This window comes from Sphingobacterium micropteri, assembly GCF_014692515.1.
GTDB classification, from domain to species: Bacteria; Bacteroidota; Bacteroidia; order Sphingobacteriales; family Sphingobacteriaceae; genus Sphingobacterium; species Sphingobacterium micropteri.
The window spans coordinates 1-15948 of the sequence record NZ_JACOIK010000021.1; the positions used below are offsets into that span (position 1 = coordinate 1).

The following is a 15948-nucleotide window of genomic DNA, read 5'->3' on the forward strand; positions in this document are numbered from 1 at the left end:
ACGGAAAGAAGGCACAAATCCCTAGGAAGCATAACACCCGATGAAAAGTTCTATCAGGAAATTAAAAATGTATCGTAATTATATCTTAGTTTAGTAAAAAGTTGTCCAACAAATAGGGAGTATCATACCTTGCTCCATCGTCATTCTTCTTTTCGTCGACAAATTCTTCCATCTCCGATAACACTTGGCTGATTTTATCCAAATGTTTATCTTGCTCGGCAAGTTGTTTTTTTGTGATTTCTAGGTGCTTATTAAGTAGATTCGACTTTATTTTATGATATGCAAAAAGTGCGATGGTGATAATGACTACCTCAATAAGAATAACTATTGAAACTTCGATTGGTAACATATTTTAAATTTTTGTGTATTTAAACCTTTTAAATCAATCCATCTCCTTCATCACGCCACATTCCCTCGCTGTCTCGACCTCGCATTCCAATTCTTCCCAATAGCCCAATAAGCAATCCATCCCAACAAGTTTGTCAAGAGAATAATAGCGATCCATAATATACGCTGATTGCTGCTAAGGGTTCTATTTGTGCTCGCTTGATATAGCGTGTATGCAAAAACTACAAGCAATGGAAGCATAATAAAGAGTTCCTGCGTACCTAGATTAAAAAAAAGTAGATTCATGTTATTTTTGTTAGTTAGAAATCAATTATTCACAGTTTAGCTTCAAGATACCTGTCCAGTAGGGCATAAAATACTCTATATAACCCAAAAAGTACGATAGCTATAAATCCAGCCCATACAACGTAAACGAATAGTAGTCCGATTGAAAACATAGTTAGTCTAATAATTATTAAATAGTTTCATTAATATTCGGTTTAATACATTAAATATAGCAAAATTTTGTGAACTACCTTCATAAACGTCGATAGATTAGGAAAGACCTGAGAGACAACAAAAAATCAAAGCCTGCATTTGCAGGCTTTGCTAACTAAACTAAACATTGGGAGATATCTCACGACGTGTCCCACTATTGAAACAAAAATTTAAAGCCTTCTACGGATAAGTCGTTTCCACTTTGCTTACTTTCCAGCCGTCCTTTCCCTGGTTCAAGGTAATGTAGTCTACGCGGGTGAAGTTATTAAATGCCATTGTTGCTTTGGCCACGCATACCTTTCCGTCCTGCGATAGGATCTCGTAGCTGCTCTTGCAGTCATATTTGTTACCCTTATTGGCCTTCAGGTATTTGATGTATTCCTTTTTGCCCGCACGGTCGTTGTTGTTCACGTTGCTGTACTGGAAATCATCTGCAAAAAGGAACTTGTTCAGGTCGATGCTACCTACGGTAACAGCATCCACATAGGAGCCGATTACCATGCCTGATTCCACGTTTTTTAAAGGATTGGCTTTTTCCGAAGCAAAGGAGCTTAGGGATGTTACCATGATCAATGCTGCTGCGATAGTTTTCAATGTCGTTTTCATGTTTGTAGTTTTTAATGTGATGTGTATATTATTTTTTCTATTTCTTATTTGATATCTCAAAGGTAGGGTGGTGGGCAGATTTACCGAATAACGATTAGACCAAGCTCCGGCATTTCTCGGTAACTGCGGTAAAAAAATCGGTGAATACAAATATCTACTTGTCTGTTCATGCCAAAAGAATTGCAAGCCAGTTGCCAAAGTATTCAATGCGTTGTTTTAAAGGTGTTTGTGTTTTTAGGGGGATTTCAAGTTGTTCACCGGCGGACAGCAGGTATCCGGTAACAAACAAAAGTTCTGATGAATAGTTCCGGATTTTTAAAATGGATAGCCGAGCCTAGGAAGAGTTGCAGTTTCGATTTATCGATATAAATCGCTATATTAGGAATATAAATCTAAATATGAATGAAACTCGAAAGATCCGCATTCCGATTAAAAACTATCCAAGGATAGCAGGATTTTCGTTTCCTAAATATGGTCTTCACAATCGTAAAGAAAATTTGCAAATTACCAAAGTCTCTTGCATACTTCTCTCCATTGGACAGATTTTCGTGATACTAGTAGGAGGGATAATTTCTTTGGTAGGTTTAATATATAGTATTGGTTGTTTATGCTTACTCTATCAGCGCTATTCGGGAATCATACACGTCAAGATTATTCGCTGGTTCAATACATCTATCATCCTTTTAATTATTTCGGTGATATCCGTAATTGTGTTTAGTGTTACTTTGGATATGCTTAAACAGTAAAGGAAATCATAGTTCGGATATTTCCTTTACTACCGGTACATCGGCCTCCGCCCAATCGTAGTTTTTTAATTCGCTTTTATTTACCCAGATTGCTTGCACATGCTCCGTAATAGCTAGAGAACCTCTTGTCCACTTACAAAGGAAAGGATAGAGATAGAGCGAAAATTCAGGGTAATAGTGCTCCACATGTGTGAGCGCCGACCCAACTTCAATTTCTAATCCTAATTCTTCTTTAATCTCCCTTTTCAAGCATTCTTCTTTGCTTTCTTCACCCTCTATCTTACCGCCGGGGAATTCCCATTTCAGCGGAAGTTTCATAGAAGCAGAGCGTTGACAGATTAATATTTTATTGTTGTGTTCTATAATGGCACAGGTTACGTGAAGCATAATGCTTTAAATATAGCAAAATTCATCTTATTATTAGGCATCGACTGTTGTTACGTAATCACTATTATACATTAACCTACCTCAAAATTCATATCTGTTTTTGAGAACAACCACAAAATTACCTCTATGTTTTGTACACTGATCTTAACTTTTGTGCATCTGTTATGTTTTGATTATTAGTTTTTTGTGTTTGTTTGTTGTGAGTTTTTGTACATGATATTTCCTTTTTGTACATATTGTCTATGTTTTTTACTACGCGTTTAATCCATAGCGGCCGAATGCACTTTTGACAGTTCAATGGCCTCCGTTGTTTGAATTAAGTCGCACTTGAAGGTACTTTTGATGAAAACAAACCTTAAATAGAAAACACACATAATGCGAGCATTAAAATTTGATCAGACCACATATTTAATAAGAACTATAACGATTCCTGTGTTTGGAGAAGTAGATGTCGCTTCAGATTTGTTGAATACCAAACTGCTAGATGAAAATGGAGAATATATTTCTGAAGAAGCCGGTCTAATAGATGAGCAGATCTTCTTCTATGTTGATGATGCTGTGCTTCATAACCCTGATGAATATCTAATAGAATATCTCGAGGAAGAGGTTTTGATTTAACTCCTTACCTAACTATACTCCGTAAGTTATTTCTGCAAATGATATTTCTACCTATACATCTTCCTCGTTTCTAGGAAAAGCTCAATCTGGTTCAGTACCTTGGGAAGATCTTTTAGAATATCCTGCGACCAGAACCGAAACACCGTGTATCCCATATTCCGTAGTGCGCGGTTCGCCAGTCCGTCTTTCTGCATATTGCGTTCGATCTTCGGTATCCAGAACAAACGGTTGGATTTAATCTGAGCATGTCTTTTTTTCCACTCGAAGCCATGCCAGAATTCGCCATCTACAAAGATGGCAAGCTTATATTTTTTGATAACAATGTCCGGAGAGCCAGGTAAGCTTTTGTCGTGTAGGCGGAAGCGGATATTTTTCGCCCACAGTGCACGCCGTAGTATCATCTCAGGCTTCGAGTTTTTACCCTTGATGCGGGACATATTGAAGCTACGCTGCCTACTGGTATAGAAGCCAGCTGATTCCTCAAAACGCGGAACCTTTATCCTATGTTCTTCCTCATCGTAGCTTTGCATGACGTAAATTTACATAAAAACTAGCATGTAATGGAAGAACGGACCTAACGCTTATTTTGTTTTTCGTTAAATCTGCTGCCGTTAAACCTCCGTACTCACCGCTAACGATATATCTTTTACGTAGATCCCGCCCATATAGCCATTCCAGCTGCCCCGATCGCGCATCATTACGACAAAAACGCAGATCGCCGCGTGCTCTTTTGTCAATGGTTCATAACCTTCGGCAATGCTATCCTCATCAAGAAATAGTCCGTGCACATCATTCCAAGCAAGCCATTCAATGAGTTTCTCCCGAAGCATAGCGTTTACCTTTTCCAAAAGAGCATCTTCCGGTAAGTCCATCAGTTGGTATCGCCAGTCATTCACCCGCTTTTCTTCGTAGACGATAGGATAGGGGCGGCGGGCGTAGTAGTATTTTTTCATGAGCAATATTTTAAGAAGTAGATAATCTGTTTAGAGTTTAAATATACTAAAAATTTTAGCTTTAGCTAATTGATTCTAAATCTTTATTATCTTTAAACACAGATGAATGAACTTGAACCCTATATCAGAGCATTTAACCGTTTGAAACGGGGAGTGACCAAGTATGGTCTTGCACCGCATAAACCGATACTACTGCTTACGTTAATCGAGTTGATTGATAAAGGGTTGGTTATGAATAACCGTTTTGAAGTCAATGTGGATTTGGTTGGATTATTTCAAGAGAATTGGCGGCTATTGGTAGATACGGCACATCAACCGGATTTCACACAGCCCTTTTATTACCTCCAGTCGGATAAAGCAAAGGGACAACCGTTCTGGACATTACATCCTTATCCCGGCTTTCAGATCAACGCACATATCAAGAGTGTACAGACACTTTCCGGCACGGTGGCATATGGAGCTTTCGATCCAGAATTGTTTCAATTGCTGATGATCGATAATAACAGGATTCTGGCAAAAGATGCTATCCTGTTTCTTTATTTTCCGGAGCGACGAGCGTCATATTATCAGCATAAACAGTTAGATGCCGGTTTCTATCATGATGTGCAGGGGCTTGTATTAAATGATCCGGAAGTTCGTTATAAACATGTATCTATACAAACGGAGGATGATGTATTTATTCGTTCGGGCTTATTCAAACGCTATATCCCGCAATTATATCAAGATACCTGCTCCATGACGGGTATGCGCATGCGGTCTACTTTTAAATACAACTTTATAGATGCCTGCCATATAGTGCCTTTCGCTGTAACACACGATGATAAGGTAACGAATGGTATTGCCTTATGTCCTAACCTGCACCGTGCTTTCGACCGTGGATTGGTGAGTGTCGATGAAAATTACCGGATTTTGGTGTCACCGCATGTGGAAGAGGATACTGAGCATCCGTATAGTTTAACCAAGCTTTCGGGTAGACCAATTATCCTACCAAAGCAGCTACAATATCAACCTGCGCAGGAGAATCTGGAGTGGCATAGGAGGGAAGTATTTAAAAGGTGAGAAGACGTTTTTATTTTAAATACTATATTAATGTTTAAAAACAGCTATTCATTCCGTTAGATCTTGAAAATTTTTTCAGAGATCTTTTTAAGCTCTTCTTTAAAGAAATTACGATCATAGTATGAAATAGGTTTTACACCACCAATAACATTGAGGTGTTTTGTAACAAAACGAGTTTTGTATTCAAATTTTGTTTTAAACAAATCTTCATTGTCTTCTATAAACTCTAAAATGCCGATAACAGCCTCTTTGTGGCGACCTAGTTTGTAAGTACCTAATGTCCTTGTTGGAAAATCTAACTGACGGAATAATATTTTAGTCAAATGGTATTTGTTATCCATCCTTGTATTGTCAGTAGAAAGATAAACAGACCACCATAAACCTGCTATTGCATGGCGCATTAAGCTGCTTTGTGTAGAGGAGCTTAAAAACCAATGGTCCAAAATGAATTTCTTGTTATCCTTCGCAATGCCTTTTTGTACATCGTCCCAACGTTTAATCATATAAGGATACAAATCAACATGGGAAAGATATGTCCACAATCGTTCGTCCGATGCCTGGATTGGTTCTAATTCTCTAAATGCTTCATAGATTTGTATTGCGGACTTATAGTCATCGCTTGTATTTAATTTTTCCGACAAGCCTTCTGGAAAGTTTATGTTTGGCAACATTAAGGTTTGCTTCCTATCATACATGAATTCGTTGCCTCTATAAAAATCAACGTTCAATTCATCCTTTATTTTTTTTACGTATTTTTCTTTGAATATAACTTGCTTTGCCATGGTTACTCCTCATTTTCTGTTGATTCTACAATAACATTCAATCCGTTTAATAGACGTCCAAAAGGATTTCCTAGTAAACGTTGTGCGATTTCGGGAATGTTGTCTTTATCTTGAATGTTTATATTTTTGAATTGATCTTCATTATCCAATCGGTATTTCAGAGCTTTTGCCCAGAGATAGTCTTTGTTATCTTCAAAATTATAGAGCGCTGTCAACAAAGCATTTAATACAAACGATGCGTGGAATATTGGTGCAAATTTCATCTCTTGGGCAATGATATCACCTCTGTAGATGTTGTATTCGTTAGTTGGGAGTTGTACCTCTATTTTGGATTTTTTTAAATCAATATTAGTATATTCGATGTCATCTCTTCCCACTACTTCCATAAAAGAAGAAACTGCTTTTAGCTTTTCATATTTAATGTCAGCATCAAAATTAAATTCCCCGAAAAATACCAAAATATCACCTTTATCTAAGTCAAATGTAAATCCACTATAATCAGGGTGTGCATCTGCATTTGAATAGTTGAGCAGATTTTTTTTTGCAACCAATAAGCATATGAACTCTACTTTCCCTTTAACCTGTTTTTTAGGGACTTCAAACTCTATTCTTGCATTATCACTTATAGTATTTTCTCTGTAAACTGTATTGGAACAAGTTGCTTCACATAAAAATTCGGCGTTACCTTCTTGAAGTATTTTGTTTAGATCGTCGTTTGTTAGGTTGCATTCAATTAGAATCTTATATCGGTCTTCTAAGACAGTTATTTGAGGGTTGTTTACAAAGCCTGTAATTCCACGGATAGCATCTCCGATCCCTAATACGGGATGAGGAAAGGTAAAATCATTGAATTTCATACGCTTTAAGTTTTACTGAATGTTTAACATTGTCGTCAAAGCGTATCTTTATTTTTGTTACGCCTTGCCCTAGTTGTAAGTCTTTAATCGTGTTTTTTGAAATTATTCCCTTGTCGACTTCTTTTATTTCAATTCCGTCGTCTCTGTCATTATCAGCCCCAACGAATAGTTCCAGCTCTGCATTTTCAATTTCATTAATAGAATTTATAATCAAATAATGGTATATATGCCCGTTTTCTATTTGTGCTGCAACTTTAAAATTTACTTTTGCGATGATCTTATTCGTGCCAGATGAATCATCTGTCTTGCTGCCAGCATTTTCTGTATTTCCAGGGCCGTCTGAAGGTGCGTCTCCACCACTTGTATCATTTTCCCCACCTGTAAGGATTATTTCTTCTCCATCCTTCGTAGCCTCAATATCTGTTTCATCCGTTACTTCTGATTGCTGTACTTTTACAGTAGGATTTATGTTTACAGGACTATCTTTGGTACTTGTAATTGAGCCAGTCTCATCTTCTGTCTGCTCACGGCTTGATTGATCCGAAAAATTGTTGCTGTTTAAGCCATCAAATTCATATTCTTCGTCTTTTTCAAGTAAATCCTCGGGGATAGACAGATATTCTTCTAGGCCTATAAATTTTATTTTCTCACCAGACCTCGTTTTGGATAGAGATTCAAGGGTCGTATTAATGAAATTACTGATTTCATTAAGTACTTTGCGAGCCTCCGTATTAACTTGTCCCTCGTTTTTTGGATAGTTGTCTACATTCCATTCATTGTGTGCCGGATTCTCCATTAGACGGAGCATTTCATTCCCTTTTTTATTATCACAGATGAAAACAGCAGAGTACCCATTAACTTTTCTGTTAGTTCTTTTGAAGACGACCATCTTCGGGATACGGAAGTAAGAAGTTCTATTCGGAAGCCCTTTTTCTAGATATATATACAGTTTTACCTTACCAGCAGTCACTAAATTTTGTTCGAATACTCGGAATTGCCCGTTTATGCCTGCATATTTTACCGCTTTCAAATAGGATTTTGGATTCCATGATTCGATTTCCGAAGGAGTTCCGCTTTCTGCCTGACCTTCAAAATACTCATCAATTATTGTTTCAATATTGGCTTTGTTTATTAGTACCTCGTCAATCTGGACTGTTAGTTTTTCATCATAAATGGCTAACCAAAAATTGTTTAAAACCGATTTTATCATTAACCTTTTACGGTTTGGCTCATTCCATAACCCAATTATATTGACATCTGTTCCCGATTCGGCTCTTCTAAAGATTTCAGGGATATTATCTTTTTCTGTAATTGGATTCCCTTGGTTGTTGTCATAAAAGCCGAATGCAGACCTTTTGTTGCCATCCTTATCTTTATGTGTCGTCAATCGGGTGGCACCTTCAAAATAGACATTTTCATCTATGTCTTTTGAGGATACAATTAATGTTTTTATTGGAGATAAGGCAAAGTAGGCGCCTTTACCAAATCCGAAAGAACCACCTGCACCTTGGTTTTTGGAACTTACACCGGATGCTCTAAGAAAAGCATAGAATGGAGAGGTTGTTCCTTCATCAAAATACATCCCTTTTGTATTTGCGTCTGAAATTCTTAAGCAGGATATTTTTAATTTTTTTTTTCCTTCTTCCGTTCCGTTTAGATATTTCAACATTTCATCGAACAGCCGTTTTGCATCAGTATTTTCACTGTAGTACTCTAAGCATTGCGTGATGTTATCTTCAATTTTAAAGAATGCGGGGTATTCTTGCCTATCCAAATCGAAATACTTAAAGGCTACTTCTACAGGCTTTGTAGTATCATTAATTGCATCCAAAGAATTTTGGATTGCCTCTCGTACTATTGAATAATATGGATTACCTTTAAAAGTGATGTGCAAAGGATCGTTTGGGCCAATTTCCCCACCACCTTCTGGTTTAAAGTGCCAAGTGCAGTTCTTCTCCATAGTTGTTGTGGTATATTATATTTGATTACTAAATTTAAATATAGTTAATATTTTTATTATATGTTGTACGTATACTGATTTTTAAGTATGGTTTTTATGATATATAGATAGACCTCTCAAAAGAATTTAGACATTTCCTGACGTAAGGATAGAAAATTCGCCAATTAAACAACAGGATTACCTGTTAAGCTTCTTGTTTTGTTTTCTGAAAAGCAAAAGTAGTTTGTCTCATATTTGACATTTAAAGCGTTTGTAAACTGTGAAGTAGATGCTAAGACTTTGGGTTAAGAAAAATACTAATGCTGTTGAACCAGTGCTTAAATTGATTTTTGTTTATAAATAAAAAATCCGGATATTAGCAAAGTATAAACATTTTTTGGAAGTTATTATATTTTTTAGTAAGTGGCTGATAACAAAAGACAAATAAAAGCAGTTGATTTTTTCTGTTCCGGAGGGGGGATGAGTTGTGGTATGCAACAGGCCGGGATTGATGTGATTGCAGGTGTGGATTTTGATCTTACTTGTAAAGAAACTTATGAAACCAACATCAAAGGGTCTAAGTTTATTCATGCAGATGTTTTTCAATTGAAGGAAGAGGTATTGGAGAAAAAGCTGAAACTGAAACGTAATGATGACAATCTACTTTTGATTGGGTGTAGCCCCTGCCAATTCTGGAGTATCATTAATACTTCTCGAGAAAAATCAGAAAAATCAAAAGATCTATTAAAAGAATTCAGACGTTTTGTGGAATATTTTAACCCAGGATATGTGGTTGTGGAGAATGTACCGGGAGTGATGCGTAGGAAAGGAGAGAGTGGATTAGAAGATTTTATAGAATGGTTGAAAAAAAATCATTATACTGTCCATGCTAGTATACATGAAGTTAGTAACTATGGTGTACCCCAACATCGGCGAAGATTTACATTGATAGCGAATAGAATAACGAGTACGGAGTTAAAACCAAAAGTACGTGAAGGTAGGAAGGTTACTGTTAGAGATGTAATTGGCGAGCACAACGGGTTTCCCAAAATTCCTGCAGGTAATAAAGATATGTCGGATCAGTTGCATTGGACTGCTGGACTAAGCGAAATTAGTAAAGAGCGGTTATCATTAACCCCTAAAGATGGCGGTGATCGCATGGCATACGTGTTCGATGAAAGATTAGCTCCTAAATGTCATTACATGAATACAACGGAGTTTAAAGATATATACGGTCGTATGTGGTGGGATAAACCATCACCGACCATCACTACAAAATTTTTTAGCATGTCCAATGGACGTTTTTCACATCCAGAGGAAGATCGCGTTATCTCCATCAGGGAGGGCGCTGTATTGCAATCTTTTCCAAAAAAATATATGTTTAAAGGAACAAGCATTGCCAACACGGCTAGAATGATTGGTAATGCTGTACCCCCAATATATGCTAAGGCGATTGGAGAATCTATTATTAATAATCATAATGCAATTTAGAACAAAGGCTAGAGCTGTAGATTTATTGGGTAAAGGGCAGATTGCAGATTTACCCACAGCCATCACAGAGTTATGGAAAAATGGCTATGATGCGTACGCTGATAATTTAACTGCAGAAGTTTTTAAAGCTCAATATCGAAATTTATCTAATTCCATTTTTTTGATAACTGATGACGGAAAAGGAATGTCAAGAAATGATATTTTAGAGAAATGGTTGGTTTTAGGTACAGATTCCAAAAGTAGGGCTGAATTAGAACAATTAGAGGATCAAGAAACTCTTTGGAAAAAGCCAAGAATTAAGGCTGGAGAAAAAGGTATAGGTAGGCTATCCGTTGCATATTTGGGATACCCTATGTTAATGATCACTAAAAAGATTGGATATCCTGTCCAGTTATTGTTTTTTGATTGGAGATTACTGGAGAACTTCAATTTGTTTTTAGATGATATATATATTCCTGTTGAAGATTTGACATCTGTTTCAGAGGTAAGAGAAGCTTTTTATAAACTCAAAATCTCATTTCTGCAAAACTTTAGAAAGCGAGAAGATAGAGACGGAAATCTTATTTGGGAAGATAAGCAGATGGGGCTTAGAGAAGATATATTACGATCTGCTTTTAATGCTCGTTTAACAGATGATGTGATTGATACTGTATTTTCTGATCTTGTAGATCTAAGGGATAGTCATGGAACGAAATTTTTAATATTCGAACCAATCGATCAAATTTTAGAGCTAGCAGAGGAAAATAAAGACGAAGACACTAGGGAAAGTAGAGAATTTACAATATCAAGTTTATCTGGCTTTGTAAATCCTTTTAAAGAAAATAATCAACTTGTAACTACTTCTTTCTATATACATGAATTTTTGGGGCAAGATAAAGAACTTATAAATGGAGAAGGGAAATTTTTCACCGCAGAAGATTATAAATCTGCGGATGTTTTAATTGATGGAAAATTTGACGGAAACGGAAACTTTAAAGGAGATTTAAAAATATATGATAAATTAATTCCTTATGAATATAAAACTACTCGCAGAAAATTTGCTAAAAAATTTTACGGTGAAATTCCTATTAAATTAGGCTATAGTCAAGGAGACCGAAAAGACTCTATGCTTAGCGATAATGCGTTTAAAAAAATAAATGATAAAGTCACAAAGAATGGCGGTTTATATATTTTTCGAGATGAATTTAGGGTCTTGCCTTATGGACGACCTAATGCAGATTTTTTGAAATTTGAAGAGCGTAGAAATAAGAGAATTGGTACCTATTATTTTTCCTACAGGAGGATGTTTGGATATTTAGAATTGAGCAGGGGGGGGAACCCTTACTTGAAAGACAAATCCAGTCGAGAAGGTTTGATTTCCAATGATCCTTATAGAGCTTTCGAAGCAGATTTAATAGCTTTCTTTATTCAAGTAGCAAAAGACTTTTTCTCTGATAAAGCGGAACAGTCTATTTTTCTAGATCAGAAAAAAATGTTGAATCAAAGAAATAAAGCTATAGAGTCGGACAGAAAAAGAGAAACCGAAGAAAAGAAAGCATTTAGTAGATCTCTAAATGCCTACCCTAATAAATTCAAAATATATGAAAAGGAGTACTCTTCTCTACTGGCATTGTTAGAACAAAAGATTCAAAAAAATAATGTCGCCTTTTCTGAAATAGAGATTGTTTTGGAACGTTTGCACCAGCTGGATGTTGAATTTGAAAAGCTACTTCCAGCCATTCCGACTAGTTTTGAGGCAACTGATTTGCAATTAGATCGTTTAAATAAATACGAAGATCAAATTCGTTCTTTTAATAATAGCCTTAAGAAGAATAGCGCGGTGTTGATGACTAAGGTTGCCGAAATAGCTGAGTTAAGAGATTTGAAAATTAACTTCACGAAGAATATTGATGTTTATAAAGGGGAATTGGAGGCAATTATATATGAGAACTTTGAAGTTTTAAAAACAAAGGTCACACTTCTTTTGGATGAGTACAATCAACGAGCTAATTCAATATTAACTGGATTTGAGGAAGCAAAGAAAAACGCTTTAGGTCTAGCTTTTTCAAAGGACGATATTCAGAAACAGTCTGAAGGAATTAAAAGAGAATTCGAGGATTTAAAGAAGGTCTTGAATGAAACATTAATTCCTCTAGTAAATCATGTCAATAGGATGAGTTTTGATATCGATGAAGAACTACTACAAGGAGCTTATAAAGCAGAGTATAATAGAATGAGAGATCAATGGAACCAAGTCCAATATACCGCTCAACTAGGAATTGCCGTAGAGATTATCGATCATGAATTTAATGTATTGTATTCTCGAATTAGTAGGTTGCTTCATAAATTAGACAAGGAAAATGAAATAGCTGAGAATTCTGACTATAAACTTTTAGAAAAGACATTTAGAAGTCTTGAGGATAAATACGATTTGCTATCACCGTTATACAAAATTAATTCTGCTGTAAGTAAAGATATTAGATGTTCCGAAGTAATAACTTATATAAAGGATTTCTTTGATATAAAATTAAAAGAGGAAGAAGTAAAAATTGTTGTAAGTGACTCTTTCCAACATCATATAATTCGCGTTAAAGAACCAATATTGTATACAGTTTTAATAAATATTATGAATAATGCGTTCTTTTGGATGAAAAACTCAGAAATTAAAGAGATACACTTCGACTATCTAAGAGAAGAAAAAGAAATACTCATCTTAAATTCTGGACAAAAAATTGAAGAGCATAGATTGTCTAAGATCTTTGAGTTGTTTTATTCAAATCGTCCAACTGGAAGAGGTATTGGATTATATTTAGCCAAAGAAAGTTTATTGGAGGCTGGCTTTGATATATACGCGACTAATGATAGCTCCTATAACACTCTTGATGGAGCTTGTTTTGTGATAAAACCTAATTTATAGAAGAATGACTTATGAGGATCGTGCGCATTCTATTTTAAGAGATGCAATAAAATCTGCTATTTATATAGATGATAAAGCTAAAAGTTTTTATCAGGAAGGCTCAATACAAGAGAATATTATCGAAGAAGAGCTGTCTCAAAATCTATACAAAAATTTTAAAAAAAATGGGATCTCTCTGGAAGTACATAGATTTGAGAGCGATTTGAAAAAAAATGCTGATGAACTCAGGTTCATTATTGATAATAGGGATTTTGTATTATTAGACTGGAAGTTAAATGGTGATGATGGGGAATTATCATCATTAGCATTGTTAACTGAGGTAATAAATGCAAAACACATAAATTTCTGTTCAATATATACTTCCGAAGATGATATCGATGAGGTACTTAATAATTTACTCTCTTTTTTTTCAGATCAAGGCCAAGACTATTACGACAGAATAAAGGAAGAGATAGAATTGGAGGAGTACCCAGAAGCACTAATAGATATATTCCACCAAATCAATTTAAATAGATCTAAGTCGGAAGAAGTTAAAAGATTACGCGGCGAGATTTACAAACATGATAGAGATGTTATAGGAAATTTAAAGCAAATAACAGGTGAATCCAGTGATACGTGTGCTATAATAAAAGCCTCCATCGCCGTTTCGTCGACTCATAAATCACAAACTGGAATCTGTTGTCCTAGTTATGTTAATCCAGAGCTTAAAATAGTTGTGATTGACAACACTATTGTTACTATTCTTAATAAGGGTAAGAATCAAGCGGAAGAATTACTTGAGAATTTCAAAAATCATATTGTCAATGATATAGAAAGCTATAATCAGTTGTTGGGAATCGAATTGTATAATCATCTTTTTAGAACTAGTGCAATTACCAATGATTCCTTTATGTCATTCTCCAAAGACGCTTTAATTCACCACAGGAGGAAATTAAAAAAGGACAATCTCGGACATTTTTTTAATAGCTTCATTGATGAGATTATGCTTGAAAAAATTTCACTATCACTAAGAAATAGAAAGTCTCTTTTATTAGATGAATCTTTATTAGATGATTTTGAAAAGGAAGTAGACGCAGAATATAACGATGAATCAGCATTGCATAAAATGAATGTATTCTACAACTCATTTTATTTAGATAAAAAAAACCAAACAATCAATTTTGGTGATGTTTTCTTAATGCAGGAGAATGAAAATCATAATACTAGACCAAAGTATTTAATTTGTATCACTGCTTTATGTGATTGTTTAAGACCACAAGACAAAATAAAAAGTAATTATTATTTTGCTGAAGGAGAGCCAATAAAGAAAGATAAGGCTCTTTCTCTAGGGGACGGAGCATTTATAAGTTATTTACCAAATGATATTACTATTTTATGGTCAGAAATAGCAGTAGCAGAATTGAATCAAAAGTATGGTCCTGTCTATATTAAACCTTTACAATATAAAGTTTTTGAAGATCATAATAAAATTGATGAGAACAATATGATTGACGTCCATTATTTAGATAAGAAAGGGGATATTAAAACAGAGAAATTAACTTATTTGGGAACAATTAGAGCAAACTATACTCAAAGAATAGCAAATCATGCATTTTCGTATCCGATTAGAGTAGGAGTTGACTTTGTGAAAATTTAATAAAACTAGGATAGTTTTTGGCCCTGAACAAGTACTATTCTGGTTTGATTACTGTTAACCAATTATTACCTTAAATTTAGACAGTTCTATAGTTTGATTATTTGTGTACACGACTTTACTGTCTGGTGGTACAGGCCTTTTCTGGGGAGACAGCTTTTCTATTTTATTGGTAAAATCTAAAATTGGGTCACCAGAAGGTTCGACAAACACGTTATCTGCGGCTTCCTCTACCTGAAACCAAGACGCCCATATAGCACGATCATCAAGTTCTGTATTCGTGAAATGCATATGGTTTCTAGATATTACAAATAGATGAACTTTAGAGATAGATTTTTCACCATTTATTTTTAAAACCTTCAATATGTTATTATGAGATTCAGTTTTAACCCATCCATCCACCTTGTCAATCCATTCAATTGATTTGGCAATGAGGTTTGATATTCTGCTTCGTCGTTCTTTAATGTTTGTGGTAAAATTGTCTTGCCATTTTAATTGAAAAAGTCCCAGACTATTGGATTGCCTGTCATATACGATAGCGTCAATGTCAGTTAGAATTTTACCATTTGGAGCTTTTAGGATAACATTTTCGTAGATTTTTATAAAGTTATCCTGCTTAAATATATCATACAGCTGATTACGAAATCTAATTTCTCTATTATTTACAGCATTAAAGAAGTCATTTGGATACCTTCTCTTTAATTCCCGATTTAAAAAATATACCGGATTTTTTAAACATCCATAAGTAGATACGATTAATTTATCACCTTTGATTTTGATAAAGGGAGCAGGGATTGGTTTAGGATACCCTAAATGTGTTTCTATGTTGTTTTCATTAAGAGTATAACAGTCAACTATTTTCATCACCTTTTGAATAGGAAATCCTGTTGCTATACAATATTGATTTATAATGTCTCGTTGATCTAAAATCTGCGTCAGAACTTTACGCATTGAGATTGTTCTGTTATTGTTAGTTAATGCAACACAACAGTCCCTATGTACGATACCTATTTTTTGCACGTAATAGACTATCATACTACCCAAATACTGGACAACTGCATAAATGTTTAAATTAGCAGTAGAAAATGAAAAAAGAACGCAGGAAATTCAGTGCAAGCTTTAAGGCGAAGGTAGCCATAGAAGCGATCAAGGAACA

The 15948-nt window shown here is 35.1% G+C and carries 15 protein-coding genes; 5 read left to right on the forward strand and 10 right to left on the reverse strand.

Annotated features, from left to right (window positions below):
• Positions 1–85: 85 nt before the first annotated feature.
• The 4 genes from H8B06_RS20255 to H8B06_RS20270 form a co-directional block, all read right to left on the reverse strand.
• Positions 86–349: a hypothetical protein gene (locus tag H8B06_RS20255; protein WP_190996010.1), complete on the reverse strand. Its 264-nt coding sequence runs from the start codon at positions 347–349 to the stop codon at positions 86–88.
• A gap of 50 nt (positions 350–399) precedes the next feature.
• Positions 400–633, reverse strand: coding sequence for a PLDc N-terminal domain-containing protein (locus tag H8B06_RS20260; protein WP_190996011.1), 234 nt, complete (start codon positions 631–633; stop codon positions 400–402).
• 372 nt (positions 634–1005) lie between these two features.
• Positions 1006–1431: a nuclear transport factor 2 family protein gene (locus H8B06_RS20265; protein ID WP_190996012.1), complete on the reverse strand. Its 426-nt coding sequence runs from the start codon at positions 1429–1431 to the stop codon at positions 1006–1008.
• 752 nt (positions 1432–2183) lie between these two features.
• Positions 2184–2564, reverse strand: a complete 381-nt coding sequence (locus H8B06_RS20270; RefSeq protein WP_190996013.1) for a (deoxy)nucleoside triphosphate pyrophosphohydrolase — start codon at positions 2562–2564, stop codon at positions 2184–2186.
• Between the two features lie 375 nt (positions 2565–2939).
• Between H8B06_RS20270 and H8B06_RS20275 the strand changes: the two genes are divergently transcribed.
• Entirely contained in the window at positions 2940–3182 is a 243-nt protein-coding gene (locus tag H8B06_RS20275) for a hypothetical protein (protein WP_190996014.1), read from the forward strand.
• A 47-nt stretch (positions 3183–3229) separates the two neighbouring features.
• Here H8B06_RS20275 and H8B06_RS20280 read toward each other — a convergent pair whose 3' ends face one another.
• Positions 3230–3712 (reverse strand): very short patch repair endonuclease, encoded by a 483-nt coding sequence (locus H8B06_RS20280; protein ID WP_190996015.1) that lies wholly within the window; start codon positions 3710–3712, stop codon positions 3230–3232.
• An 81-nt stretch (positions 3713–3793) separates the two neighbouring features.
• A complete protein-coding gene (locus H8B06_RS20285; RefSeq protein WP_190996016.1) occupies positions 3794–4135 on the reverse strand; it encodes a hypothetical protein in 342 nt (113 codons plus the stop codon).
• 102 nt (positions 4136–4237) lie between these two features.
• Here H8B06_RS20285 and H8B06_RS20290 point away from each other — a divergent pair, with 102 nt between their 5' ends.
• On the forward strand, positions 4238–5194 hold the full coding sequence (locus tag H8B06_RS20290) for an HNH endonuclease (protein WP_190996017.1): 957 nt from the start codon (positions 4238–4240) through the stop codon (positions 5192–5194).
• A gap of 56 nt (positions 5195–5250) precedes the next feature.
• Here the strand turns inward: H8B06_RS20290 and H8B06_RS20295 are convergent, their stop codons facing one another.
• The 3 genes from H8B06_RS20295 to H8B06_RS20305 are packed head-to-tail and all read right to left on the reverse strand — an operon-like array spanning position 5251 to position 8793.
• Entirely contained in the window at positions 5251–5976 is a 726-nt protein-coding gene (locus H8B06_RS20295) for a DUF6339 family protein (protein ID WP_190996018.1), read from the reverse strand.
• 2 nt (positions 5977–5978) lie between these two features.
• Complete coding sequence (locus H8B06_RS20300) at positions 5979–6833, reverse strand: hypothetical protein (protein ID WP_190996019.1); 855 nt, start codon at positions 6831–6833, stop codon at positions 5979–5981.
• A complete protein-coding gene (locus H8B06_RS20305; RefSeq protein WP_190996020.1) occupies positions 6820–8793 on the reverse strand; it encodes a hypothetical protein in 1974 nt (657 codons plus the stop codon). Before H8B06_RS20305 ends, H8B06_RS20300 begins: the two co-directional genes overlap by 14 nt.
• A gap of 402 nt (positions 8794–9195) precedes the next feature.
• Here H8B06_RS20305 and H8B06_RS20310 point away from each other — a divergent pair, with 402 nt between their 5' ends.
• Genes H8B06_RS20310 through H8B06_RS20320 form a run of 3 tightly spaced genes read left to right on the forward strand, consistent with a single transcriptional unit; the run spans position 9196 to position 14795 of the window.
• Positions 9196–10263: a DNA cytosine methyltransferase gene (locus H8B06_RS20310; protein WP_317170964.1), complete on the forward strand. Its 1068-nt coding sequence runs from the start codon at positions 9196–9198 to the stop codon at positions 10261–10263.
• Complete coding sequence (locus H8B06_RS20315) at positions 10253–13159, forward strand: ATP-binding protein (protein WP_190996022.1); 2907 nt, start codon at positions 10253–10255, stop codon at positions 13157–13159. Before H8B06_RS20310 ends, H8B06_RS20315 begins: the two co-directional genes overlap by 11 nt.
• A 4-nt stretch (positions 13160–13163) precedes the next feature.
• Positions 13164–14795, forward strand: a complete 1632-nt coding sequence (locus H8B06_RS20320) for a response regulator receiver domain (protein WP_190996023.1) — start codon at positions 13164–13166, stop codon at positions 14793–14795.
• Between the two features lie 54 nt (positions 14796–14849).
• Here the strand turns inward: H8B06_RS20320 and H8B06_RS20325 are convergent, their stop codons facing one another.
• Complete coding sequence (locus H8B06_RS20325) at positions 14850–15743, reverse strand: hypothetical protein (protein WP_190996024.1); 894 nt, start codon at positions 15741–15743, stop codon at positions 14850–14852.
• Positions 15744–15948 lie beyond the last annotated feature (205 nt).